Source organism: Streptococcus dentasini (genome assembly GCF_053206945.1).
Map to the genome: position 1 here is coordinate 25,421 of NZ_JBRUHS010000016.1, position 23,469 is coordinate 48,889.

At 43.4% G+C, this 23,469-nt stretch carries 23 protein-coding genes and 1 riboswitch; of the genes, 22 read left to right on the forward strand and 1 reads right to left on the reverse strand.

Going from position 1 to position 23,469, the window contains the following annotated elements; all coding sequences use genetic code 11:
• Window positions 1–313: 313 nt before the first annotated feature.
• Window positions 314–1,990, forward strand: a complete 1,677-nt coding sequence (gene alsS / locus ACVR1G_RS10020) for an acetolactate synthase AlsS (RefSeq protein WP_447453035.1) — start codon at window positions 314–316, stop codon at window positions 1,988–1,990.
• A gap of 24 nt (window positions 1,991–2,014) precedes the next feature.
• Window positions 2,015–2,734 (forward strand): acetolactate decarboxylase, encoded by a 720-nt coding sequence (gene budA, locus ACVR1G_RS10025; protein ID WP_447453036.1) that lies wholly within the window; start codon window positions 2,015–2,017, stop codon window positions 2,732–2,734.
• 136 nt (window positions 2,735–2,870) lie between these two features.
• Here budA and ACVR1G_RS10030 read toward each other — a convergent pair whose 3' ends face one another.
• Window positions 2,871–3,326 (reverse strand): GtrA family protein, encoded by a 456-nt coding sequence (locus ACVR1G_RS10030; protein WP_447453037.1) that lies wholly within the window; start codon window positions 3,324–3,326, stop codon window positions 2,871–2,873.
• Window positions 3,327–3,509: 183 nt separating this feature from the next.
• On the opposite strand from ACVR1G_RS10030, the gene ACVR1G_RS10035 reads away from it, so the two are divergent.
• The 20 genes from ACVR1G_RS10035 to ACVR1G_RS10130 all read left to right on the forward strand — a co-directional run.
• The gene (locus ACVR1G_RS10035) at window positions 3,510–3,911 is read left to right on the forward strand and encodes an ABC transporter ATP-binding protein (protein WP_447453038.1); all 402 of its coding nucleotides are present in this window, start codon (window positions 3,510–3,512) and stop codon (window positions 3,909–3,911) included.
• Window positions 3,912–4,087: 176 nt separating this feature from the next.
• Window positions 4,088–4,182: riboswitch (PreQ1 riboswitch) on the forward strand.
• Between the two features lie 2 nt (window positions 4,183–4,184).
• Window positions 4,185–4,685, forward strand: a complete 501-nt coding sequence (locus ACVR1G_RS10040; RefSeq protein WP_447453039.1) for a QueT transporter family protein — start codon at window positions 4,185–4,187, stop codon at window positions 4,683–4,685.
• A gap of 143 nt (window positions 4,686–4,828) precedes the next feature.
• Window positions 4,829–6,787 carry an NAD-dependent DNA ligase LigA gene (gene ligA, locus ACVR1G_RS10045; RefSeq protein ID WP_447453040.1) on the forward strand — a complete coding sequence of 653 codons (1,959 nt, stop codon included), beginning with the start codon at window positions 4,829–4,831 and terminating at the stop codon, window positions 6,785–6,787.
• Window positions 6,788–6,796: 9 nt separating this feature from the next.
• Window positions 6,797–7,813: a diacylglycerol kinase family lipid kinase gene (locus ACVR1G_RS10050; RefSeq protein WP_447453041.1), complete on the forward strand. Its 1,017-nt coding sequence runs from the start codon at window positions 6,797–6,799 to the stop codon at window positions 7,811–7,813.
• Between the two features lie 571 nt (window positions 7,814–8,384).
• Complete coding sequence (locus ACVR1G_RS10055) at window positions 8,385–8,597, forward strand: F0F1 ATP synthase subunit C (RefSeq protein WP_447453042.1); 213 nt, start codon at window positions 8,385–8,387, stop codon at window positions 8,595–8,597.
• Between the two features lie 22 nt (window positions 8,598–8,619).
• Window positions 8,620–9,324 carry a F0F1 ATP synthase subunit A gene (gene atpB / locus ACVR1G_RS10060; RefSeq protein ID WP_447453043.1) on the forward strand — a complete coding sequence of 235 codons (705 nt, stop codon included), beginning with the start codon at window positions 8,620–8,622 and terminating at the stop codon, window positions 9,322–9,324.
• A 20-nt stretch (window positions 9,325–9,344) separates the two neighbouring features.
• Entirely contained in the window at window positions 9,345–9,842 is a 498-nt protein-coding gene (gene atpF, locus ACVR1G_RS10065) for a F0F1 ATP synthase subunit B (RefSeq protein WP_447453044.1), read from the forward strand.
• Entirely contained in the window at window positions 9,842–10,378 is a 537-nt protein-coding gene (locus ACVR1G_RS10070; protein WP_447453045.1) for a F0F1 ATP synthase subunit delta, read from the forward strand. Before atpF ends, ACVR1G_RS10070 begins: the two co-directional genes overlap by 1 nt.
• Before the next feature lie 15 nt (window positions 10,379–10,393).
• Window positions 10,394–11,899: a F0F1 ATP synthase subunit alpha gene (gene atpA, locus ACVR1G_RS10075; RefSeq protein ID WP_447453046.1), complete on the forward strand. Its 1,506-nt coding sequence runs from the start codon at window positions 10,394–10,396 to the stop codon at window positions 11,897–11,899.
• 14 nt (window positions 11,900–11,913) lie between these two features.
• Entirely contained in the window at window positions 11,914–12,792 is an 879-nt protein-coding gene (locus ACVR1G_RS10080) for a F0F1 ATP synthase subunit gamma (protein WP_447453047.1), read from the forward strand.
• A gap of 112 nt (window positions 12,793–12,904) precedes the next feature.
• On the forward strand, window positions 12,905–14,311 hold the full coding sequence (gene atpD, locus ACVR1G_RS10085) for a F0F1 ATP synthase subunit beta (RefSeq protein WP_447453048.1): 1,407 nt from the start codon (window positions 12,905–12,907) through the stop codon (window positions 14,309–14,311).
• Between the two features lie 12 nt (window positions 14,312–14,323).
• Window positions 14,324–14,743 (forward strand): F0F1 ATP synthase subunit epsilon, encoded by a 420-nt coding sequence (locus ACVR1G_RS10090; RefSeq protein ID WP_447453049.1) that lies wholly within the window; start codon window positions 14,324–14,326, stop codon window positions 14,741–14,743.
• A 310-nt stretch (window positions 14,744–15,053) separates the two neighbouring features.
• On the forward strand, window positions 15,054–15,290 hold the full coding sequence (locus ACVR1G_RS10095) for a DUF1146 family protein (protein WP_447453050.1): 237 nt from the start codon (window positions 15,054–15,056) through the stop codon (window positions 15,288–15,290).
• A gap of 64 nt (window positions 15,291–15,354) precedes the next feature.
• Window positions 15,355–16,623, forward strand: coding sequence for a UDP-N-acetylglucosamine 1-carboxyvinyltransferase (murA, locus tag ACVR1G_RS10100; RefSeq protein WP_447453051.1), 1,269 nt, complete (start codon window positions 15,355–15,357; stop codon window positions 16,621–16,623).
• On the forward strand, window positions 16,623–16,814 hold the full coding sequence (locus tag ACVR1G_RS10105) for a DNA-directed RNA polymerase subunit beta (protein WP_447453052.1): 192 nt from the start codon (window positions 16,623–16,625) through the stop codon (window positions 16,812–16,814). The genes murA and ACVR1G_RS10105 overlap by 1 nt, the downstream gene beginning before the upstream one ends.
• 65 nt (window positions 16,815–16,879) lie before the next feature.
• On the forward strand, window positions 16,880–17,728 hold the full coding sequence (locus tag ACVR1G_RS10110; protein WP_447453053.1) for a DNA/RNA non-specific endonuclease: 849 nt from the start codon (window positions 16,880–16,882) through the stop codon (window positions 17,726–17,728).
• 590 nt (window positions 17,729–18,318) lie between these two features.
• A complete protein-coding gene (gene pheS, locus ACVR1G_RS10115) occupies window positions 18,319–19,362 on the forward strand; it encodes a phenylalanine--tRNA ligase subunit alpha (RefSeq protein ID WP_447453054.1) in 1,044 nt (347 codons plus the stop codon).
• An 85-nt stretch (window positions 19,363–19,447) separates the two neighbouring features.
• Window positions 19,448–19,909, forward strand: coding sequence for a GNAT family N-acetyltransferase (locus ACVR1G_RS10120; RefSeq protein WP_447453058.1), 462 nt, complete (start codon window positions 19,448–19,450; stop codon window positions 19,907–19,909).
• Window positions 19,910–20,015: 106 nt separating this feature from the next.
• Window positions 20,016–22,421 (forward strand): phenylalanine--tRNA ligase subunit beta, encoded by a 2,406-nt coding sequence (pheT, locus tag ACVR1G_RS10125; RefSeq protein WP_447453055.1) that lies wholly within the window; start codon window positions 20,016–20,018, stop codon window positions 22,419–22,421.
• Window positions 22,422–22,670: 249 nt separating this feature from the next.
• A partial coding sequence (locus ACVR1G_RS10130; protein ID WP_447453056.1) for a YSIRK-type signal peptide-containing protein occupies window positions 22,671–23,469 on the forward strand: 799 nt, incomplete at its 3' end.

The window sequence follows — 23,469 nt, forward strand, 5'->3', positions numbered from 1 at the left end:
TGCAACAGGAAAGGCAAATATCAGTTCAAAACGATATAAAATTAGGTTTATCAGCTTGGTAGCAATTGTTTCCAGCATGGGAATGCTGGCTAAAAACAAGATGAAAGTGAAAGGTACTAGGCAGGAAAATTCCTAAAGGAAAGATATCCTAGCGAATATTTGCTCATTATTTCACAATACTTTGCTGTGGAAATTGCTGAAAAACGTGCTATAATTGGTTTATATTAGACAGAAGTATAAGGAAAACTTTGTGAAATTTTTCAGTAAGATCACAGGTCTTCCTTTTCAATTGAGTAGAAAGTCAGGTAGGTAGATGGCAGAAGAAGCTATAAATTATGGTGCAGATTTGGTGATTGACAGTCTTATTAATCACAATGTCCCTTATGTTTTTGGGATTCCAGGAGCTAAGATTGACCGTGTTTTTGATACCTTGGAAGATAAGGGACCCGAACTCATTGTTGCCCGCCATGAGCAAAATGCTGTTTTTATGGCTCAGGGAGTTGGTCGGATTACTGGGGAACCGGGGGTTGTGATTGCGACCTCAGGTCCTGGTATCTCTAATCTGGCGACTGGACTGGTGACAGCTACAGATGAAGGTGATCCTGTCCTAGCCATCGGTGGTCAAGTTAAGCGCTCTGATCTGCTGAAACGCTCTCACCAGTCCATGAATAACGTGGCTATGCTGTCTCCAATTACTAAATATGCGGCTGAAATTCATGAACCTAATACCATTTCAGAAATTCTAGCAAATGCTTATCGCTATGCTAAATCTGGGAAACCTGGTGCTAGTTTCATATCGATTCCGCAGGATGTTACAGACAGCCCTGTTTCTGTCAAGGCTATCAAACCTTTGACAGACCCTAAATTAGGTTCAGCCTCAGTTGATGATATTAATTACTTGGCTCAGGCTATTCGCAATGCTGCCCTGCCCGTCCTCCTTTTGGGGAATGGTGCTTCAACCAGTGCAGTGACAGGAGCTGTTCGACGTCTCTTAGAGGCAGTTAAGTTGCCAGTGGTTGAGACCTTCCAAGGAGCTGGTATTGTTTCGCGTGATTTAGAAGAAGAAACCTTCTTTGGCCGTGTTGGTCTCTTTCGTAACCAGCCTGGTGATATGTTGCTGAAACGTTCGGATTTAGTCATCGCCATTGGCTACGATCCAATTGAATATGAGGCTCGCAACTGGAATGCTGAAATCTCAGCGCGTATCATTGTGATTGATGTTGAACCGGCAGAAATTGACACCTATTTTCAGCCGGAGCGTGAGCTCGTTGGTAATATTGAAGAGACACTCGAACTTTTACTCCCTGCTGTTTCGGGCTACAGTCTGCCAGAGGGGTCTGTTGAATATTTACAAAATCTCAAAAAAGAGGTTGTTGAAGACCTGAAATTTGACCGTCAGTCCCCACAAGGTTTAGTTCATCCTCTGGACCTTATTGAAAGTCTGCAGGAAACTGTTACGGACGATATGACGGTAACTGTTGATGTCGGCAGTCACTATATTTGGATGGCGCGTTATTTTAAGAGCTATGAGGCTCGCCACCTGCTTTTTTCTAATGGTATGCAGACTTTGGGGGTCGCGCTGCCTTGGGCAATTGCTGCTGCCCTTTTACGTCCTAATACCAAGGTTGTTTCTATCTCTGGTGACGGTGGTTTTCTCTTCTCTGCTCAAGAATTAGAGACAGCTGTCCGGTTGAAACTGCCTATTGTCCATATTATCTGGAACGATGGTAAATACAATATGGTGGAATTTCAGGAAGAGATGAAATACGGTCGCTCATCTGGTGTTGAGTTCGGTGCAGTTGATTTTGTCAAATATGCTGAAAGCTTTGGCGCCAAGGGCTATCGCGCTGACAGCAAGGCTTCCTTTGACCATCTTCTAAAGCAAGCTCTGAGTGAAGCAGCGAAAGGGCCTGTTTTAATTGATGTTCCTATTGATTACAAGGATAATATCAAGCTGGGCGAAACGATTTTGCCAGACGAATTTTATTAGAAAGAAAAAGAGGAGAGATCAGATATGGCTGATGTGATTAAGCTGTTTCAGTATAATACACTGGGTGCTCTTATGGCAGGTCTCTACGAGGGATCCTTGACGATTGGTGAACTTTTAGAGCACGGCGATTTGGGAATTGGTACCTTGGATTCTATTGATGGTGAACTGATTGTTCTTGATGGCAAGGCCTATCAAGCTAAGGGGTCTGGAGATAAACCAGAAGTAGTTGAAGTACCGCTTGATGCCAAGGTTCCCTACGCAGCGGTCGTTCCTCACCAAGCAGAAGTCATTTTTCGCCAACGCTTTGAAATGACAGATAAGGAGCTAGAAGACCGTATTGAATCCTATTACGATGGCGTTAACCTCTTTCGCTCCATAAAAATTAAAGGGCACTTTAAAAAGATGCATGTTCGCATGATTCCCAAGGCTCAAAGCGGGGAAAAATTTGCCCAAGTGGCAACTATGCAACCTGAATACAGCATTGACAATATTTCTGGGACCATTGTTGGTATCTGGACGCCTGAAATGTTTCACGGCGTAAGTGTAGCAGGCTACCATTTGCACTTCTTGTCGGATGATTTAACCTTTGGTGGCCATGTTATGGACTTCATTATTGAAGATGGTACGGTTGAAGTGGGGCCTGTTGATCAGCTGGATCAGCGTTTTCCAGTTCAGGATCGAGATTATCTTTTTGCGAAATTAAACGTTGATGAGCTGAGAGAAGACATTGAAAAAGCAGAATAAGAACTAATACTATTTTTGAAATTGATATCACTAAATCGACTGTATTTTAAGAATTACAGTACTATAACTTCTCCGTCCTCAATCTGACTGTATTAGGAATAATGATGATTAGATAACAAAAAACAGCTGACCGAAATTAGTCAGCTGTTTTCTTGTTGTCGAAAATGAAAAGTTTACTAAAAATGTAGTTGAGCAGGATAATCATTACCTGACTAATTGCACCGACAATAGTATCGACGGCATGAATATTGTCCCCTACAAATTGTCCGACGATATGAGGATAGGTCTTAACAAAGATAAAGGTCATACCAAAGTCCAGTACCAGGGTGATCAAACGGGCTGATACAAACTTGATAAACCGACTGGGCCAGCCTGACCGCTCCTGATTAAAGACCCAGATGTCATTAGTGACAAAAGCAAAAATAATAGCGATGGCATTAGCCGAAACAGTGGATACCAGAGGCATAGTCGTCAGCGAAAAGATGGTAAAACGGCTGATCATATAGACCATAGTAGCTAGTCCGCCAAAAAAAAGGTATTTCATGGCTTCGTTATTCCAAGCCCAAATAATAAGTGATTTAATTTTTTTCATAAAAATACTTTAGCATAAAATGGCTGGTTATGCTAGAATAAGTATAAGTGTTTTATTTGAGTTTAGGAGTCATTGGCCTAAAACACTTGGAAGAAAAGGAAATAGTAAACAAAGTGCTACATTGACTATGTTTTTGTTAGTGTAGTCTGGGATTAAACAAGCAATTAAAAAGGAATAGATATTGTGAATATTTGGAAGTCCCTGATTTTGGCTCTATGGCTCATCAGTTTAGCCGTCATTTTTATTGGAAATGTCATCTTGTCTGATTTTGGCTTGCTCTGGGAGACAAGGATTATGCATATTGGTCTTATTTTATTTTTATCGGGTCCCAGCCTATTGTTATTACTCCTTGGTAAGCTGTCTTGGTGGAAGAGCTTTTTTCTGGCAGCTGTTCTGTCCCTTATCATTTTTACGATTACAACAACCGCTGGCATTGCTCCCTTTAATAATTACCGTGACCAAGGGCGATACCTGGTGACAGAAGAAGGCTCCTTATTTGATACAGGCATTCATTGCGACTACCATCTTAAACGCCCCTATTGTACCATGGAAGAGAAGGTAGTTAAAACCGTTTATTTGGAGTAGAAACAGTCCAGTAGTTCCTCGCTTCTTACAAGCTACCGATCTATTTAAGGCATTCAAAGAGTCGAAAAACACCCTAATTGTTGGAACTTTTGTCTAATTTTGGGAGTGCGGCTTAATTCTTTTCGTGTTAGGAAAAAGTCAGGCTCAAACAGCTTGGCTTCTTTTTTTCAGTTGATTGTGCTATACTGGATAGGCTGTCTTGCGGCCCTTGACGCTTCTAATCCTTTCGTCAAGCATATTATAAGGGATGCCCCTAAAGGAGTGATTAATCTAATGAAATTTTCTGCTCGTGATTTACTGCAAATCGCTGTTGTAACAGCCCTCTACTTTGTTTTTACAGCTCTACCGCCTTTTAACGTACTTAGCTATGGTGCTTATCAGTTTCGTTTATCGGAAATGCTAAACTTTTTGGGCTTTTACAAGCCAAAATATATCATCGCCTTAACTTTAGGTTGTGCCCTTTCTAATTTCTATAGTTTTGGTCTAGTTGATGTCCTTGTTGGCAGCAGTCAAACTCTGATTTTTGTCAGCCTAGGTGTTTGGCTCTTTAAGTCCTATATGAATCAGACTATATGGGGGTACAACAAGGCTTTCTTCTACTTCAGCCTCCTATTTTCAGCTAGCATGTTTATTATTGCGGCTGAATTGCACCTTGTGGCTCAAGCTCCCTTCTTTTTAACTTGGTTTACAACAGCAGTTGGTGAACTCGCTTCCCTGCTAGTCGGTGGCTACCTCATCAGTCTTCTGTCCAAACGTGTTGACCTCTACCAATAGAGATGGGTAAAAGTCTTCTAACACTCAAAAAATCAAATGCTTATGTCAAGCTGGAGTCAGCAAGATCGTATTTTTGGTTTTCAAAGAGGAGTTAGAAGGCTTTTTGTCTTAATTCTCCCTTCATTTCGTGCTATAATAGCATTATGGAAAATCGTATCAAAGAGTTGGTTACCCAGTTAAACCACTATGCCAAAGAATACTATACCAAAGACAAGCCTAGCGTTTCCGATGCTCAGTATGACAAGCTTTACCGTGAATTGCTTGATTTGGAGGAGCACTACCCCGACTTAGTTCAGCCAGATAGCCCTACCCACCGTGTTGGGGGTCTGGTCTTGGATGGCTTTGAAAAGTATACTCATGAATATCCTCTTTTTTCTCTACAGGATGCCTTCTCTCGGGAAGAATTAGAGGATTTTGACCGCCGTATCAAGTCAGAATTTCCCCAAGCCTCTTACCTAGCAGAGTTGAAGATTGATGGCCTGTCCATTTCCCTGACCTACCGCAATGGTCAACTAGTCATTGGAGCTACCCGTGGGGATGGTGCTGTTGGTGAAAATATCACCGAAAATCTCAAACGCATCAAAGATATTCCCCTGAGCTTACCTAATAACTCCACCATAACGGTAAGGGGAGAAGCCTATTTGCCCAGAGTGTCTTTTGATGCTATCAATGCCAAACGGCGAGAAAATGGGCAGGAGGAGTTTGCCAACCCTCGCAACGCTGCGGCAGGTACCCTGCGGCAGCTGGACACAGCTGTAGTGGCCAAAAGAAACTTGGCTACTTTCATCTATCAAGAAGCAGGAGAAACCAATTTTGCGACCCAAGAAGCAGTTTTAGAGGGCTTTGAAAAGCTAGGCTTCACTGTTAATCAACGACGTATTGTAACTTCTTCTATAGCGGATGTTTGGGATTTTATACAAACCGTTCAAGCGGAGCGCGACGATCTACCTTACGACATCGATGGTATTGTTATTAAGGTTAATAGCCTAGCTATGCAGGAGGAGTTAGGCTTTACGGTTAAGGCTCCTCGCTGGGCGATTGCTTATAAATTTCCTGCTGAGGAAAAAGAGGCAGAGCTTCTCTCAGTTGATTGGACAGTTGGCCGAACAGGAGTTGTGACACCGACAGCTAATTTGACACCGGTGCAGCTGGCCGGAACAACAGTTAGTCGTGCGACTTTGCATAACGTTGATTATATCGCGGATAAGGATATTCGCATCGGCGATAGGGTATTGGTCTACAAGGCGGGCGATATCATCCCAGCAGTGCTCAATGTAGTCACAGATAAGCGAACAGACCAAGTTCCTATGATAATCCCCGAACATTGTCCGTCCTGTCAGAGTCAGCTGGTCCACTATGAGGATGAAGTGGCCCTGCGCTGTGTCAATCCACGCTGCCCAGCTCAACTTAAAGAAAAGCTGATTCATTTTGCCAGCCGTGATGCAATGAATATCACCGGTCTGGGACCGTCAAATATTGAAAAAGTCTATGAGGCAGGATTGGTTGAAGATGTTGCTGACCTCTACCAGTTGACTCCAGAAAAGCTCCTTAATCTAGAAGGGATCAAAGAAAAATCAGCCCAAAAGCTCTATCAAGCAATTGTGGCTTCCAAGGATAATTCGGCAGAAAAACTCCTCTTTGGTCTTGGAATTCGCCATGTCGGTGCCAAGGCTAGTCGTCTATTGCTAGAAACTTTTGGGAACCTGGACGAATTGATAGCGGCAGATTTTGATGCTATTGCTGCCATTGATAGTCTGGGGCAGGTTCTTGCCCAATCCCTCAAAGATTATTTTGCGACCGCAGGAGCACAGCAGCTAATGGCAGAGCTGCATCAAGCTGGACTGAACTTTGATTATCTAGGCAAGCGAGTGGCTGCAGATGCTCAGTTATCGGGCTTGACCATTGTACTAACTGGCAAGTTGACCGACCTGACTCGGACTCAGGCCAAAGAAAAGTTAGAAGCGCTAGGTGCCAAGATTACAGGTTCGGTTTCTAAAAAAACAGATATCGTTGTTGCGGGAGAAGATGCTGGTTCTAAACTGAGTAAGGCTCAAGAACTGGGGATTACCGTCCAGGACGAAGAGTGGTTAATTAACCTATAGGAGAAAAAGATGGCTCAAAAGCGTGCACGCCTGATTTATAATCCAACATCAGGCCAAGAAATTATGAAAAAAAATGTAGGCGAAGTACTGGATATTTTAGAAGGGTTTGGCTTTGAGACCTCTGCCTTTCAAACGACTCCAGATCCCGACTCAGCCAAAAACGAAGCAAGTCGAGCTGCCCAAGCAGGTTTTGATTTGGTTATTGCGGCAGGAGGAGACGGGACTATTAATGAGGTTGTCAACGGTATTGCTCCGCTGGGGAATCGCCCTCAGATGGCAATCATTCCAACAGGAACAACTAATGATTTGGCGCGGGCGCTCAAGATTCCAAGAGGCAAGCCTATCGAAGCAGCTAAGGTTATCGGGAAAAATCAAACCATTCAGATGGATGTTGGTCAAGCGCACGGTGATTCCTATTTCGTTAATATTGCAGCAGCGGGTACGCTGACTGAACTCACTTACAGTGTCCCCAGCCAACTAAAAACGATGATTGGTTATCTAGCCTATTTGGCAAAAGGGGTAGAACTCCTGCCTCGTGTTCGGACGGCTCCTGTCAAGATCACTCACGATCAGGGTGTTTTTGATGGTGAAGCATCCATGATTTTTGCGGCTATTACCAATTCAGTCGGTGGTTTTGAAACGATTGCTCCTGATGCGAAACTTGATGATGGAATGTTTACCTTGATTATTATTAAGACGGCCAACCTGATTGATATTGCTCATTTAGTCAGAAAGCTTCTTCAAGGTGGTAAGCATATCGGGGATCGGCGTATTGAGTATATTAAGACGAGTAAAATTGTCATCGAACCCCAAACCAGTGAGCGTATGATGATTAACCTAGACGGTGAATACGGTGGTGATGCTCCAATTACTCTGGAAAATCTCAAAAATCATATTGAGTTCTATGCTGATGCAGATGAGATTTCTGATGATGCACTGGATCTCGATACAGAAGAGTTAGCTCTTGAAGCCATCGCTCAAAAATTCTCACACGAAGTTGATGAACTTGGTGATGACGATGATTAGGTTCATCAATATTTGAGCGAAAGCAAATACTTAAAAAATCAGACTGAGCGATATAGTATTTTTATAGTCTAAAACGATCTGGGAAGAGAACGTTTTGAGCTGCAGCTGTACAATCATGGAGTGGTGAGGACCAAAATTAAAAGATCTAGGGTTGATTCTGCTTCCTAGCCTGAGGGTCAGGCAAACCTAGCTTCTGTCGTTGAAGCAGGGATAACTTAAAAGGTTTGAGAGAGCTTTTAAGGTGAGGAGGGAAGGTGAGACCAGCAGAGCTGGCCTCATAAGTAGAAGGACGAATCGTGACATTTCGAAGAGTATAGCGATTCATTCTAAGTAAAGACTGATCCAAACCGAGGTAAGCTAGATTTCTTTGCTTGCTTCGGTTTTTATCTTAGGCGCTACATCAGGTGTGTAAGAAGAAATTATCATTAAAAATTCCGAACAATCAGTTATAAAAGTCAGCAATAGGTAAAACGGTTTTCAGTAAGCCTTTACATTTTGCAGGAAATCGTTGACTTTCCCAGCAAATAGGACTAAAATTAGTGGGTAAAAAAATTTAAAGGAGAATTCTATTATGAGTTTAACAATCTTAGGTCTTGGCCTCGCCGTTATGGGGGTATCAATTGGTGAAGGGATTCTTGTTGCCAATATCGCCAAAGCTGCAGCTCGCCAACCAGAAATGTTTGGTAAATTGCAAACCTTGATGTTTACTGGTGTTGCCTTTATCGAAGGGACCTTCTTCGTTCTTTTTGCTCTAAGTTTCTTGGTGAAATTCGCAGGTTTATAAGAAAAAGAAGGAGGGATAAGGTTTGGAATCAACTGAAAATCCAAGCGTATCTTTTTTAGGTATCAAGTTTGATTTAACGATTTTAGCAATGTCTCTCTTAACGGTTCTCATCATTTTCTTCTTGGTCTTTTGGGCTAGTCGTAAGATGACTTTGAAGCCAAGTAAGAAGCAAAACGTTCTTGAGTATGTCTATGAGTTTGTTAACAATACCATTTCTCAAAGCTTGGGGAGATACACTAAAAATTACAGTTTTTTTCTGTTTATTATCTTTACTTTTGTCTTTACGGCCAATAATATCGGTTTGGTGACAGCTATTAAAACACAAAAGTATAATTTTTGGACTTCTCCAACATCAAATTTTGGGGTTACCATTACTCTCTCCTTAATAATTGCGCTTGTTTGCCACTTTGAGGGGATCCGTAAAAAAGGAATCAAAGGCTATTTGAAAGGCTATTTGCAGCCCTATCCAGCCATGCTGCCCATGAATATCCTTGAGCAGTTCACAAATGTTGCTTCACTTGCTCTGCGTCTATTTGGTAACATTTATTCTGGTGAGGTGATAACTAGTCTGATCCTACAATTGTTTACCATATCGGTATTTTTAGGACCTTTAGCATTCTTACTCAATGGGATTTGGGTGGCTTTTTCAGCCTTTATCGGATTTATTCAAGCCTATGTCTTTATCATCCTAAGTTCAAATTATATTGGTGGTAAAGTTAATGATTAACCAAAAAAGAGAGGAACCTTATGTCTATACTTATTAATAGCACGACGCTTGGGAATATCATTATTACAACTGGTTCTGTCCTTTTATTGATATTCTTGATTCGTAAATTTGCTTGGAAACAATTGACAAGCATTTTCGAGCAACGTCAAGAAAAAATTGAAAAGGATATTGATGATGCTGAGAGCGCTCGTAAGGAAGCAGAAGGTTTGGCTCAAAAACGTCAAGCTGAGCTGAGTGCTGCTAAAGATGATGCCGCAAAAATTATTGATGATGCCAAGGAGACAGGTCAAGCGCAAGGTAGCAAAATTGTCGCAGACGCGCGTGCTGATGCTGAGCGTTTGAAAGAAAAAGCTAACCAAGATATTGCTCAAAATCAAGCTGAAGCCCTCACCAACGTGAAGGGAGACGTGGCAGATTTGACTATCTTGCTGGCAGAAAAAATCATGACAAAAAATCTGGATCACTCGGCCCAGTCAGAGTTGATTGACCAGTATCTTGATCAGTTGGGAGATGCCTAATGGATCGTAATACACAAGCTATCGTTGAGCAATATGCTGAGGGCCTAAGTCAGTTTGCCCTTGAGAAAAATCTAGTCTCTGACATTCAGACGGAGCTTGCAGCCTGTTTGAGTGTTTTTGAGGAGACTGACCTCAGTACTTATCTGTCCAGTCTCGCGCTTGCTCATGATGATAAGATAGCCTTAATTAGTTTGCTGCAGAAAGAACTCTCTACTTATCTGAAGAATTTTCTCACAGTTATTCTAAACAATGGGCGTGAAAGTCTTATTGAGCCGATTTTTCGGACTGTTCTGGATAAACTGCGTCAAGAAACGCGAGAATTTCCACTGACGGTAACGACGGCTGTTCCCCTGAGTGACAGCCAGCAGGAGCGTCTGCTAAAACTGGGCAAACAACGGTTTGATATTGAAGCCAAAGAATTGAAGCAAGAACTGGATCAAGCAATCATTGGTGGCTTCGTTTTAAAAGCCAATAATCAAATTATTGATACCAGCATCCGCAGTCAATTACAGCAATTAAAAAATAATCTTAAATAGAAAGTGGTGTAACTTTTGGCCATAAATGCTCAAGAAATTAGTGCTTTAATTAAAAAGCAAATTGAAAACTTCCAGCCAAATTTTGACGTCACTGAAACTGGAGTAGTAACCTATATCGGTGATGGCATTGCCCGCGCTCGCGGTCTTGATAATGCCATGGCTGGTGAGTTGCTCGAATTTCAAAATGGTGCCTATGGTATGGCTCAAAACCTTGAGTCAAATGATGTTGGTATCATTATCCTAGGTGATTTTTCTGAAATTATCGAAGGTGACACTGTCAAACGTACTGGTAAAATTATGGAAGTTCCAGTTGGTCCGGAATTGATTGGCCGCGTGGTTAACCCGCTAGGTCAGCCTGTTGACGGACTTGGCGATATTAAGACCAGTACAACTCGTCCTGTTGAAACGTCTGCCCCAGGTGTTATGCAGCGGAAGTCTGTTTCTGAACCCCTGCAGACAGGTCTCAAGGCTATTGATGCCCTCGTTCCAATTGGCCGCGGTCAACGTGAGTTGGTCATCGGTGACCGTCAAACTGGTAAAACATCCGTAGCGATTGACGCTATTCTGAACCAAAAGGATCAGGATATGCTCTGTATTTATGTTGCTATTGGACAAAAAGAATCAACAGTTCGTAATCAGGTAGAAACCCTTCGTAAATATGGCGCTCTTGATTATACCATCGTTGTGACGGCCTCTGCCTCGCAACCATCACCCTTGGTTTATATCGCTCCTTACGCTGGTGTTGCAATGGCAGAAGAGTTCATGTACAAAGGGCAGCATGTCTTAATTGTTTACGATGATCTCTCCAAGCAAGCTGTTGCCTATCGTGAACTTTCCTTGCTTTTGCGCCGTCCTCCTGGACGCGAAGCTTACCCAGGAGATGTCTTCTATCTCCATAGTCGCCTTTTAGAGCGTTCTGCCAAGGTTTCAGATGAACTAGGCGGCGGTTCTATCACGGCTCTCCCATTCATTGAAACACAAGCTGGAGATATCTCCGCCTATATCGCAACCAATGTGATCTCTATTACTGATGGGCAAATCTTCTTGCAGGAAAATCTCTTCAATTCTGGGATCCGTCCAGCCATTGATGCAGGATCATCTGTCTCACGGGTTGGGGGGTCTGCCCAGATCAAAGCTATGAAAAAGGTTGCAGGTACGCTCCGTCTTGACTTGGCTTCTTATCGTGAATTGGAAGCTTTCACTCAGTTCGGATCGGATCTGGATGAAGCTACTCAGGCTAAATTGAACCGTGGCCGCCGTACCGTAGAGGTACTGAAACAGCCGGTTCATCAACCGCTTCCTGTTGAGAAGCAGGTGCTGATTCTCTACGCTTTGACGCATGGTTTCTTGGATAGTGTCCCAGTCAATGATATCCTAGCTTTTGAACAGGCTATGTATGATTATTTTGATGTGCATCATACCGATATATTTGAAACTATTCGTACGACTAAAGATCTCCCTGACGAAGCAGCACTCGATGCTGCTATCCAAGCCTTTAAAGATCAATCATCATTTGAATAAAGGGGGATGGATATATGGCCGGATCTCTTAGTGAAATTAAAACAAGAATCACATCAACAGAAAAAACAAGTAAGATTACAAGTGCCATGCAGATGGTATCAGCCGCTAAACTGACTAAATCTGAACAGGCGGCCAAAGATTTTCAGGTCTACGCCGCTAAGATTCGTCAAATCACCACAGATTTGCTGCGGGCAGAATTAACAAATGGCAGCGATAATCCTATGCTGGCTTCCCGTCCTGTCAAACGGACCGGTTATATTGTGATTACGTCTGATAAAGGTCTGGTTGGTGGCTATAACGCCAAAATTCTCAAGGCTGTCATGGACTTGATTGAGGATTACCATGCTGGAAAAGATGACTATGCGATCATCTCTATCGGTGGAACAGGGGTCGACTTTTTCAAGGCACGTGGGATTGACTTGGCTTTTGAGTTACGGGGATTAGAAGATCAGCCTAGTTTCGATCAGGTATCACAGATCATTTCTCAGTCTGTTGAAATGTACAAACAAGAGCTGTTTGATGAACTCTATGTTTGCTATAACCATCACATCAACAGTCTAACCAGTCAGGTGCGTGTTGAGCAGATGCTGCCTATTGTTGACCTCGATGCTAATGAATCAGAAGAAGAGGCTGCTAATGCTTTTGAACTAGAACCCGATCGCAGTGCTATCTTGGAGCAGCTTCTGCCCCAGTATACTGAAAGTTTGATTTACGGTGCCATTGTTGATGCAAAGACAGCTGAGCATGCTGCAGGGATGACAGCTATGCAAACAGCAACAGATAATTCAAAAAACGTTATCAGTGACTTAACTATCCAATACAACCGTGCCCGTCAAGCTGCGATTACTCAAGAAATAACAGAGATCGTAGCAGGTGCAAATGCACTGGAATAAGATAGTTGAATAAGCTGACACCCTCAAGGCTGGGCCAAGATAAGCAGTGATAAGGTCATTGGCTTGTTTTGCCTCGGCCTCTGTGGGAAATATAACAAGGAAGGAAATTAGAATGAGCTCAGGCAAGATTGCTCAGGTTGTTGGACCGGTTGTCGACGTTAAGTTTGCTGCCGATGATAAACTCCCTGAGATAAATAATGCATTGGTCGTTTATAAAGATAGCGATAAAAAAGAAAAAATCGTGCTCGAAGTTGCTCTTGAATTGGGTGACGGCGTTGTACGTACCATTGCTATGGAGTCAACTGACGGGCTTACGCGTGGGCTGGAGGTTTTAGATACTGAGCGTCCAATCAGCGTACCAGTCGGTAAGGAAACATTGGGCCGAGTTTTCAATGTTCTTGGCGATACTATTGACCTTGAACAGCCTTTTGCAGAAGATGCAGAGCGTGAACCGATCCATAAGAAAGCTCCTAGTTTTGATGAACTATCAACCTCATCAGAAATTTTGGAAACAGGGATTAAGGTCATTGACCTACTTGCCCCCTATCTAAAAGGTGGTAAGGTTGGCCTCTTTGGAGGAGCCGGAGTCGGTAAGACTGTCCTGATCCAAGAGTTGATCCACAATATCGCTCAAGAACACGGTGGTATTTCGGTATTTACTGGGGTTGGTGAGCGTACTCGTGAGGGTAACGACCTTTACTGGGAAATGAAGGAATCAGGCGTTATTGAAAAGACTGCCATGGTCTTTGGGCAGATGAATGAACCACCTGGAGCGCGTATGCGTGTTGCACTGACTGGACTGACACTTGCGGAGTATTTCCGTGATGTTGAGGGGCAAGATGTTTTGCTCTTTATTGATAATATTTTCCGTTTCACTCAAGCAGGTTCTGAGGTATCGGCCCTTCTTGGACGTATGCCATCGGCTGTGGGTTACCAACCAACATTGGCTACTGAGATGGGACAGTTACAAGAGCGTATCACCTCAACTAAAAAAGGATCTGTAACGTCTATTCAGGCGATCTATGTGCCAGCGGATGACTATACCGACCCAGCTCCAGCAACAGCTTTTGCGCACTTGGATTCCACTACGAACTTGGAGCGGAAATTGACCCAAATGGGGATCTATCCTGCCGTCGATCCATTGGCCTCTAGTTCTCGAGCTCTTTCGCCAGAAATTGTTGGTGAGGAACACTACCAAGTAGCCACAGAAGTACAGCGTGTGCTGCAACGTTATAACGAATTGCAGGATATTATTGCTATTCTTGGTATGGATGAGTTGTCAGATGACGAAAAGGTCCTTGTTGGCCGTGCTCGTCGGATCCAGTTCTTCCTCTCACAAAACTTCAACGTTGCTGAACAGTTTACAGGACAGCCCGGTTCTTATGTGCCAGTTGCTGAAACGGTTCGTGGATTTAAGGAAATTCTTGAAGGAAAATACGATGATCTACCTGAGGATGCCTTCCGTAGTGTTGGTCCAATTGAGGATGTTGTCGCAAAGGCTAAACAAATGGGTTTTTAATGAGGTGAAATTATGTCCGAAATGATGACCGTGCAAATTGTGACGCCGGATGGCATTCGGTATGACCACCATGCAACCTATATCTCGGTAACTACGACTGATGGTGAGATGGGGATATTGGCTAACCATGTCAATACTATTGCTCCGCTGGCTGTACATGAGATGAAAATTCGCCGCGTTGATGATGATAACCATGTGGACTGGGTAGCTGTTAATGGCGGGATTCTTGAGATCAAGGACAATATGGTTACCATTGTAGCCGATTCGGCCGAGCGTGCTCGTGATATTGACATTTCACGTGCTGAACGTGCTAAACGGCGTGCTGAACAAGAGCTTGAACTAGCCGAGCAAGCCCATCAAATGGATGAAGTTCGTCGCGCTCAAGTGGCTCTGCGTCGTGCCCTTAATCGTATCAGTGTTGGAAATAAATAACGGCTTTTGTGTCCCAACTGCTGTAAATAAGCTACTTATTACAAACTCTAAGTCTAAAAGGCTTAGAGTTTTTTACAGACAAATTTTCAAAAAATCTGCTAATTGAACTCGGGGGTAATTCCTGGAGAAAAGATGGTTTTCTTTGTATGCAAGTAAACGGAACCACTCTTTTGTTTTCTTGTTGGAAATTTTTGTAAGCAAATCGCTCTCTGGATCTGAACGAGCAGTTCGGAAAACTTTGATTTTTTACACAGGTGAAATTATAAGCTAACAGTTGTATTCCTACCTATGGACATGATAGAATAACAGCATGGATATTTTACAATCAATGATCCCTATTATCTGTCACATCTTTTTTATTCTCTTAAGTTATCAACTCTTAATAAGATTGGTAGATTGGGAAAAGTTTTTGAAGGTTAACCCTGATAATTTAGGGGCTATCACCTTACTTGTCATGTTTTTAGCGATCGCTCTGGGTTACTTGGTCAGTAGTTTCTTCCTATCCATTATTTCGCTGAGTACAACGATTTTTACCACAATCCACTAACGTTAACTTTTGGTTATCTTATGATATAATAGTAAAAATACTTGGTAAAATTGGAGAATTACTTATGGATAAAATTATTATCAAAGGCGGACAAACACGCTTGCATGGTGAGGTAACGATCGAAGGGGCTAAGAATGCTGTTCTGCCCCTTTTAGCAGCGACTATTCTGCCATCAGAAGGTCAGACAGTTCTGCATAATGTTCCTATCCTGTCAGATGTCTACACTATGAATAATGTAGTACGTGGACTTAATGTGGGTGTGACCTTTGATGAAGATGAAAACAAGGTCACAGTTGATGCCAGAGGAGAGCTTTTGGATGAAGCCCCCTATGAGTACGTCAGCCAGATGCGGGCTTCCATTGTTGTACTAGGACCTATTTTGGCCCGCAATGGCCACGCTAAGGTATCGATGCCGGGTGGCTGCACGATCGGCAGTCGCCCTATTGACCTCCACCTCAAAGGGTTAGAAGCTATGGGAGCTAAAATCAGCCAAATTGGTGGTGATATTACAGCAAGAGCTGAAAAGCTTCAGGGAACAACGATTTACATGGATTTTCCTTCTGTTGGTGCTACTCAAAATTTGATGATGGCTGCCACTTTAGCTGAAGGGACGACAATTATTGAAAATGCAGCCCGTGAACCTGAAATTGTCGATCTTGCTATCCTCCTCAATAAAATGGGAGCCAATGTCAAAGGAGCAGGGACAGAAACTCTTACAATCAAAGGTGTAGAACAGCTTCATGGGACTGAGCATGATGTTGTGCAGGACCGTATTGAAGCTGGAACTTTTATGGTTGCAGCTGCTATGACTTCTGGAGATGTCTTGATTAAATCGGCTGTGTGGGAACATAATCGTCCTTTGATCTCTAAGTTGGTAGAGATGGGGGTCGAGGTGACCGAAGAAGCACGAGGAATTCGCGTTAAATCGGATATTAGCCGTTTAAAACCAGTCACCGTAAAAACCCTGCCTCATCCAGGTTTTCCGACAGACATGCAAGCTCAATTCACAGCTCTGATGGCTGTGGTGGCAGGTGAGTCGACTATGATTGAGACGGTTTTTGAAAATCGCTTCCAGCATCTTGAAGAAATGCGCCGCATGGGCTTGAACTCAGAAATTCTGCGCGATACAGCTATTATCCATGGAGGAGAAGAACTCCAAGGCGCACAAGTTATGTCGACGGACTTGCGTGCTAGCGCAGCTCTGATTCTCATCGGTATGGTAGCCAAGGGGACAACGACTGTTGGCAAACTCACGCATCTAGATCGGGGTTACTATAAATTCCACGAAAAATTGGCTGCTCTAGGTGCTGATATTGAAAGGGTGAATGGCTAATGTCAAATGTAGGTTGGGGTTATGTCAAACATCAGCTAGGTCTGGTTTTGCTGGTAGTTTTCCTCTGCCTGTTTGTCTTTGTTCTAGGTTTGATCTTGGGCTATGCCGTACTTGGTCAAGGTCATAATCCCTTAGCTATTTTGTCACCGGAAAAATGGCAGTCCTTGGTTGACAAATTCACTGGACGCTAGTAAATGAGAAGCGTAAAAGACTCGATGGTCATTAGCCAGCGAGCCTTTTTAGAGAGATGAAATGAATGAAGAAAAAACGATTGAACAAGCGTGAACAAAAGGCGCTCTTGTCCCTTATCAGCTTAGCGATAGTACTGTTTCTCGGCTATGTGACGACCAATGAAAATATTTCTGATAAGAGTCCTCTTAAACAAGTTGCTTACCTTCTAACAGGTGATGAGGAAGAGACAGATAGTCCCAGTCAAAGCTTGGCTGAGGGGGTCCTGACTGGATCGGTCAAACAGCAGCTTGGTGGTGATATAAAGTGGAATGGGGCAGGTGCTTATGTGGTCAATGGAAATAGGACCAAACTCAATGCCCATGTCGCCAGTTCCCCCTATGTTAATAATCAGACCAAACAAGTGCAGGGACAAACAGTGCCTACAGTGGCTAATGCGCTTTTGTCCAAATCAACCCGCCAGTATCGCAGCCGTCAAGAAACTGGCAATGGCGCTACGGATTGGACACCAGCTGGTTGGCACCAACAAACTGGATTGACTGGTAAATATGATCATGCTATTGATCGTGGACATCTGATCGGCTACGCTTTGGCTGGCAGACTCAAAAGCTTCGATGCCTCAACCAGTAATCCTGCTAATATTGCCGTTCAGACAGCCTGGTCAAACCAGGCTAACAGTGAAGATTCCACGGGGCAAAATTATTATGAGAACCTCATTCGTCAGACCTTAGATCGGCGTAAACGTGTTCGCTACCGTGTTACTCTTATTTATGAAGGGGATAATCTGATTGCCAGTGGCCGTCATTTGGAAGCAAGATCTGATGATGGAAGCCTTGAATTTAATGTTTTTATTCCTAATATTCAGGAAGGTATAACACTGGATTACAGAACTGGTCAGGTAAGGAGGGCCAAGTAGCCTTTAAAGATAAGCGATGCTAATAATCCTAATGGCCAGACTAGAATCAAGAACGATAGATATTAAGGTTCCTGTTAAGAAATTCGCTTAACTTCTATGAAAAGTTTAGCTGTTTTGAAACTATTTTCTTGCACCCAATAACCTGCCGCTGTTTTTCCACTTTTTGCCTGTTTTTATCATCTCTTCTTATCGTAATAATTGCCTTTGCTTTTAAAGGCTTGGAGGTGAGTGCCCTGTCTGCGATCGGTAATGTTCTGTTTAAAGCTTGGCAAGAGTTTACTGGCTGATAAAATTAACTTGTCAGCCTTTGCTTTTTTTGATAGAATAAGGCTAATTGAATAGAGGTCTGTGAGACTAGTAGCTTGGTGGCACTTTAAAGGGAATGTGAATCGTTGACTGGAAGTTCACTAAAGGAAAGCCCTGTGAATTCACTCGCGTTAAAGACTTGATCAAATTAAGGTCCAGCATACTGGATGAAAACGGATGGTACCGCGTGTCAACGCTCCGCTGATAGAGGAGTAGTAGGCAGGCGGTTTTTTTAGTGTCGCTTTCATCTCAATCTGAATCAATCATGAAAGGAAACACCTGTAATGGATTTACAAAAAGAGTTAGAAGAGTTAAAAATTTCAACCAAGGCTAAGCTCAAGGAAATGAATGGCAATCACAGCAAGGAATTGCAAGAGCTGAGGGTTGCTGTTTTAGGGAAGAAGGGGTCTTTGACGGAGCTCCTTAAAGGGTTGAAAGACCTATCAAGTGAGATGCGTCCAGTCATTGGTAAGCAAGTCAACGAAGTGCGTGATGTTTTGACTCAGGCTTTTGAAGAGCAAGCTAAGATTGTTGAGGCTGCTAAGATTCAAGCCCAATTGGAGTCAGAAACACTGGATGTGACACTGCCAGGTCGCAAGGTTAATCTTGGGAACCGCCACATTTTGACGCAAATATCTGAGGAAATTGAGGATATTTTCCTCGGTATGGGTTTTCAAGTTGTCGATGGGTTTGAAGTTGAGAGTGACTACTATAATTTTGAGCGGATGAATCTGCCTAAGAACCATCCTGCGCGCGATATGCAAGATACTTTCTACATTACTGAGGATATCTTGCTGCGGACACATACCAGTCCAGTTCAGGCCCGGACCTTGGATCGGCATGATTTTTCACAAGGCCCTCTTAAAATGATTTCACCGGGGCGTGTATTTCGACGCGATACCGATGATGCTACTCATTCGCACCAATTCCATCAGATTGAAGGTCTTGTTGTCGGAGAAAATATCTCGATGGGGGATCTCAAGGGGACCCTGCAGCTGATTAGCCAAAAAATGTTCGGTGAAGATCGGAAAATCCGTCTGAGACCATCGTATTTCCCTTTTACTGAACCATCAGTAGAAGTAGATGTTTCTTGCTTCAAGTGTGGAGGCCAAGGTTGCAATGTCTGCAAGAAAACTGGCTGGATTGAGATCCTAGGTGCTGGTATGGTCCATCCGCGAGTCCTTGAAATGTCTGGTGTCGATTCAGAGAAATATTCAGGCTTTGCCTTTGGTCTAGGGCAAGAACGCATTGCTATGTTACGTTACGGTATCAATGATATCCGTGGTTTCTATCAAGGCGATGTTCGGTTCTCCGCCCAGTTTAAATAAGCCTAAGTAAAAGGGAGAAAAGGTTTTGACTATTGTATTGAAAACCGTTAGCCTAAACGAGGCTAATACCTTGAGAGAACTCTCTATGCAAACCTTTCGCGAAACTTTTGCCCACGATAATACTGAGGAGCAGCTGCAGGCTTATTTTGATTCTGCCTTAGCTCTCGAACGTTTAAGGGAAGAACTTGCCTGCTCAGAATCTAGCTATACCTTTGCGGAAGTTGATGGACAAAAGGCAGGTTTCCTTAAGACCAATACGGGCTCTGCTCAGACTGAGACAGAACTGGATGATGCTTTTGAAATCCAAAGGATTTATGTCCTGCAAAAGTTTCAGGGGTTAGGAATCGGTAAAATGCTCTTTGAATTTGCCTTGAAAGAAGCAAAAAAATCAGGTGCTTCTTGGGTTTGGTTAGGTGTTTGGGAAAAGAATTTTAAGGCACAGAGATTCTATGCCAAGTATGGTTTTGAAAAATTCAGCCAGCATGCCTTTCCGGTTTCAGAGGATAAGGTTGATGTAGACTGGCTGCTCAAGAAAAAATTGAAATAACTGAAAGGAAATGGATGCGGATAAAAAGTTTGGAAGGACAAAGGGAAACTCGATATGATAGGGTTTCTATTTCCAACTGTTTTTAAAGATATCCGTTGGTAGTAATATGCTTGTATCATATAAGTGGTTGAAAGAGTTAGTTGATGTTGATGTAACAACGGCTGAACTTGCTGAAAAGATGTCGACAACAGGGATCGAAGTAGAAGGTGTGGAAATACCAGCTGAGGGTTTATCGAAACTTGTAGTGGGAGATGTTTTATCCTGTGAAGATGTTCCGGATACTCACCTTCATCTTTGTCAAGTGGATACTGGTGAGGAAGAACCGCGTCAGATTGTCTGCGGTGCTCCAAACATCAAGGCTGGAGTCAAGGTTATTGTCGCCTTACCGGGCGCCCGTATCGCTGATAATTATAAAATCAAAAAAGGGAAAATCCGCGGTCTGGAATCGTTGGGAATGATTTGTTCCCTGCAGGAACTGGGCTTGTCAGACAGTATTATCCCTAAAGAATTTTCCGATGGGATCCAAATCTTGCCTGAATCAGCTGTCCCTGGCGATAGCATCTTTCCTTATCTTGATTTGGATGATGAAATCATTGAGTTGGCGATTACTCCTAATCGTGCTGATGCTTTATCGATGCGCGGTGTTGCCTATGAAGTAGCTGCCATCTATGACAAAACTGTCCATTTTCCTGAAAAGCAGCTCAGCGAAAATGGACAGCCAGTTGCTGAACACTTATCGGTGGCTATCGAGTCAGATAAGGTATTAACTTATCAAGCCCGTCTGGTGGATAATGTCACCGTAGCACCGAGTCCTCAGTGGCTGCAAAACTTGCTCATGAATGCAGGGATTCGTCCTATCAATAACGTGGTTGACGTGACCAACTATGTTCTGCTGTATTTCGGTCAACCCATGCATGCTTTCGACTATGATAAGTTTGAAGATAAAAAGATTGTCGCTCGCTCAGCGCGTGCAGGTGAAAGTCTGCTTACCCTTGATGGTGAAGAGCGCGACCTGACGCAGAAAGATCTAGTCATCACTGTTGCCGATAAGCCAGTAGCCTTAGCCGGTGTCATGGGCGGACAGTCTACAGAGATATCTGCTGACTCTAAGAAGGTAGTACTGGAAGCCGCGGTTTTTGATGGCCAAACGATTCGTAAAACCAGTAGCCGCCTCAACCTCCGTTCAGAAAGTTCTTCACGTTTTGAAAAAGGAATCAACTATGATACCGTGTCAGAGGCGCTTGATTTTGCGGCAGCTATGCTGCAGGAATTAGCCGGAGGCAGTGTCCTATCTGGAAGTGTCTCAGCAGGCAGCTTGCCAACAAACCCAGTAGAAGTCTCCACTAGTCTTGAATATGTCAATGTTCGTCTGGGAACTCAGTTAACCTACGCAGACATTGAGGCTATCTTCACTCGACTCGGATTTCCTGTCGCTGGCAGCAGCGAGGTCTTTACTGTTTCTGTGCCCCGTCGTCGCTGGGATATCGCTATTCAGGCAGACTTGGTTGAAGAAATTGCCCGTATCTATGGCTATGATAAATTGCCGACGACCTTGCCAGAAGCGTCTGGAACGGCTGGTGAACTGACAGCGATGCAAAAACTGCGTCGTAAGGTTCGCACTCTTGCCGAAGGCGCTGGTCTATCAGAGATTATTTCCTATGCTCTGACCACGCCTGAGAAGGCAACCGAATTTACAATGGCACCAAGCCAAGTAACGGAGTTGATGTGGCCAATGAGCCTTGAGCGCTCTGCTCTTCGCCAAAACATTATCTCTGGGATGCTGGATACCGTAGCCTATAATGTAGCTCGCAAGAACAGCGATGTTGCAATTTACGAAATTGGTAAAGTTTTTGAGCAATCAGGCAATCCAAAAGAGGACCTGCCTCGTGAGTTGGAAACCTTCGCCTTTGCTATGACTGGCCTAGTCACCGATAAGGATTTCCAAACTGAGGCAATTCCAGTTGATTTCTTCCATGCTAAGGGAATTATTGACGCTCTCTTTGATAAATTAGATCTGACAGTTGAGTTTGCAGCTGATAAGAGTTTAACAACCATGCATCCCGGTCGTACAGCTGCCGTTTCGCTGGATGGTCATGTGGTTGGTTTTGTTGGACAGGTTCACCCTGAGCTGGCTAAAGCCTATAGCATTCCTGAAACCTATGTTGCCGAGTTAAACCTGACAGCAGTGGCAGCTGCCTTGAAACCAGCTGCGGCCTTTGTAGATATCACCAAATTCCCTGCGGTGTCACGCGATATCGCCCTTCTGGTTGATCAATCTATCAGTCACAAGACCATTGTACAAGCAATTGCAGCGGCAGGGGTTAAACGTCTGAGTGATATTAGGCTCTTTGATGTCTACGCAGGTGCTAATCTTGGTCAAGGTAAGAAGTCAATGGCCTATAGTTTAACTTTCCAAAATCCAAAGGATAATTTAACAGATGAGGAAGTTGCTAAGTATATGGAAAAAATTACCAAATCATTGACGGAAAATGTTAATGCGGAAATTCGTTGATTGCTAAATAATCTAAAAGCAGCTCTAGCACTTGTTTGCTAGGGCTGTTTTCAATGTATTCAGAAATTTGGAGAGTCGGGATTTGTGACTAACTTCCTTTTAGAACTTTCAAAAAACGATGAAAGATGCTGAAAAAATAACATTTGAGGACAAAAGTATTGTAATTAATAGAAAATTTGCTAGAATATAAAAGAGTGTTTGCAAAAACAAATACTAATTTAAACTATCTTTATTGGGAGGAAGATTGAAATGGGAAAACGTTCACAGCGCTTCTCCATCAGAAAGTATAGCTTTGGGGCAGCGTCTGTCCTGTTGGGTACAGCTTTACTGGCTGCAGGAGGAGTACAGGTAAAAGCAGAGGACGCTAATTCGGGGGCAGCAGCCCCGTCAGCTGTTGATGATGGGAGCAGTGCAGCTGATCAACCAGCGGTTCCAGCAACCAATGAAGGAGTTTCCGAAACAGACTCCATTCAAACTCGCGTTGTTGGTGTAGATGACAACGGTACTACCGTTACGACAACTTCAGAGGTGACCTCATCTGGGTTGGAGAAGGCTAAAGCAGCTGCTCAAGAGCAGGGCATCCAAGTTGAAGAAACCCCGCCCCAGCTCCAGCCATCAGTAGAGGCAGCAGTTGCTGATAACAATGTTCAAACTCAAGAAATCAATCAAACACTGAACGATTACCAAGTTGCTAGAGCCCAGTATCAAGCTGCTGTTGAGAATTACAACAAGGCTAAATTAGAATTTGACAATAAGACTGCTGAGAAGGAAAAGGCTGATCAAATCAATGCTCAGAACAAGGCTGCCTATGAACAAGCGATGGCTGTTTATAAGCAAGCGCAAGCAGATTATGAAGCCGCGCTCGCTCAGTATAATGCTGATAAGAAAAAGTACGATACAGATAAAGCTAACTACGATAGTAAGGTCGCTGAGAAGGCGGAAGCCGACCGCATCAATGCGGAAAACGAGGCCAAGTATCAAGAGGCGTTAGCGGCATATAATACAGCTAAAGCCCAGTATGATGCCGATAAAGCTAAGTACGACCAAG

Excerpts from the sequence above, each read along its gene's own strand:
- ACVR1G_RS10120 (WP_447453058.1), top strand. The coding sequence starts at position 19,448 with ATGCAAACCTTTCGCGAAACTTTTGCCCACGATAATACTGAGGAGCAG.
- budA (WP_447453036.1), top strand. The coding sequence starts at position 2,015 with ATGGCTGATGTGATTAAGCTGTTTCAGTATAATACACTGGGTGCTCTT.
- ACVR1G_RS10110 (WP_447453053.1), top strand. The coding sequence starts at position 16,880 with ATGAAGAAAAAACGATTGAACAAGCGTGAACAAAAGGCGCTCTTGTCC.
- pheS (WP_447453054.1), top strand. The coding sequence starts at position 18,319 with ATGGATTTACAAAAAGAGTTAGAAGAGTTAAAAATTTCAACCAAGGCT.
- ACVR1G_RS10080 (WP_447453047.1), top strand. The coding sequence starts at position 11,914 with ATGGCCGGATCTCTTAGTGAAATTAAAACAAGAATCACATCAACAGAA.
- ACVR1G_RS10050 (WP_447453041.1), top strand. The coding sequence starts at position 6,797 with ATGGCTCAAAAGCGTGCACGCCTGATTTATAATCCAACATCAGGCCAA.
- ACVR1G_RS10055 (WP_447453042.1), top strand. The coding sequence starts at position 8,385 with ATGAGTTTAACAATCTTAGGTCTTGGCCTCGCCGTTATGGGGGTATCA.
- ACVR1G_RS10095 (WP_447453050.1), top strand. The coding sequence starts at position 15,054 with ATGGATATTTTACAATCAATGATCCCTATTATCTGTCACATCTTTTTT.
- ACVR1G_RS10070 (WP_447453045.1), top strand. The coding sequence starts at position 9,842 with ATGGATCGTAATACACAAGCTATCGTTGAGCAATATGCTGAGGGCCTA.
- ACVR1G_RS10105 (WP_447453052.1), top strand. The coding sequence starts at position 16,623 with ATGTCAAATGTAGGTTGGGGTTATGTCAAACATCAGCTAGGTCTGGTT.
- pheT (WP_447453055.1), top strand. The coding sequence starts at position 20,016 with ATGCTTGTATCATATAAGTGGTTGAAAGAGTTAGTTGATGTTGATGTA.
- murA (WP_447453051.1), top strand. The coding sequence starts at position 15,355 with ATGGATAAAATTATTATCAAAGGCGGACAAACACGCTTGCATGGTGAG.
- alsS (WP_447453035.1), top strand. The coding sequence starts at position 314 with ATGGCAGAAGAAGCTATAAATTATGGTGCAGATTTGGTGATTGACAGT.
- atpF (WP_447453044.1), top strand. The coding sequence starts at position 9,345 with ATGTCTATACTTATTAATAGCACGACGCTTGGGAATATCATTATTACA.
- atpD (WP_447453048.1), top strand. The coding sequence starts at position 12,905 with ATGAGCTCAGGCAAGATTGCTCAGGTTGTTGGACCGGTTGTCGACGTT.
- ligA (WP_447453040.1), top strand. The coding sequence starts at position 4,829 with ATGGAAAATCGTATCAAAGAGTTGGTTACCCAGTTAAACCACTATGCC.
- ACVR1G_RS10030 (WP_447453037.1), bottom strand. The coding sequence starts at position 3,326 with ATGAAAAAAATTAAATCACTTATTATTTGGGCTTGGAATAACGAAGCC.
- ACVR1G_RS10090 (WP_447453049.1), top strand. The coding sequence starts at position 14,324 with ATGTCCGAAATGATGACCGTGCAAATTGTGACGCCGGATGGCATTCGG.
- ACVR1G_RS10040 (WP_447453039.1), top strand. The coding sequence starts at position 4,185 with ATGAAATTTTCTGCTCGTGATTTACTGCAAATCGCTGTTGTAACAGCC.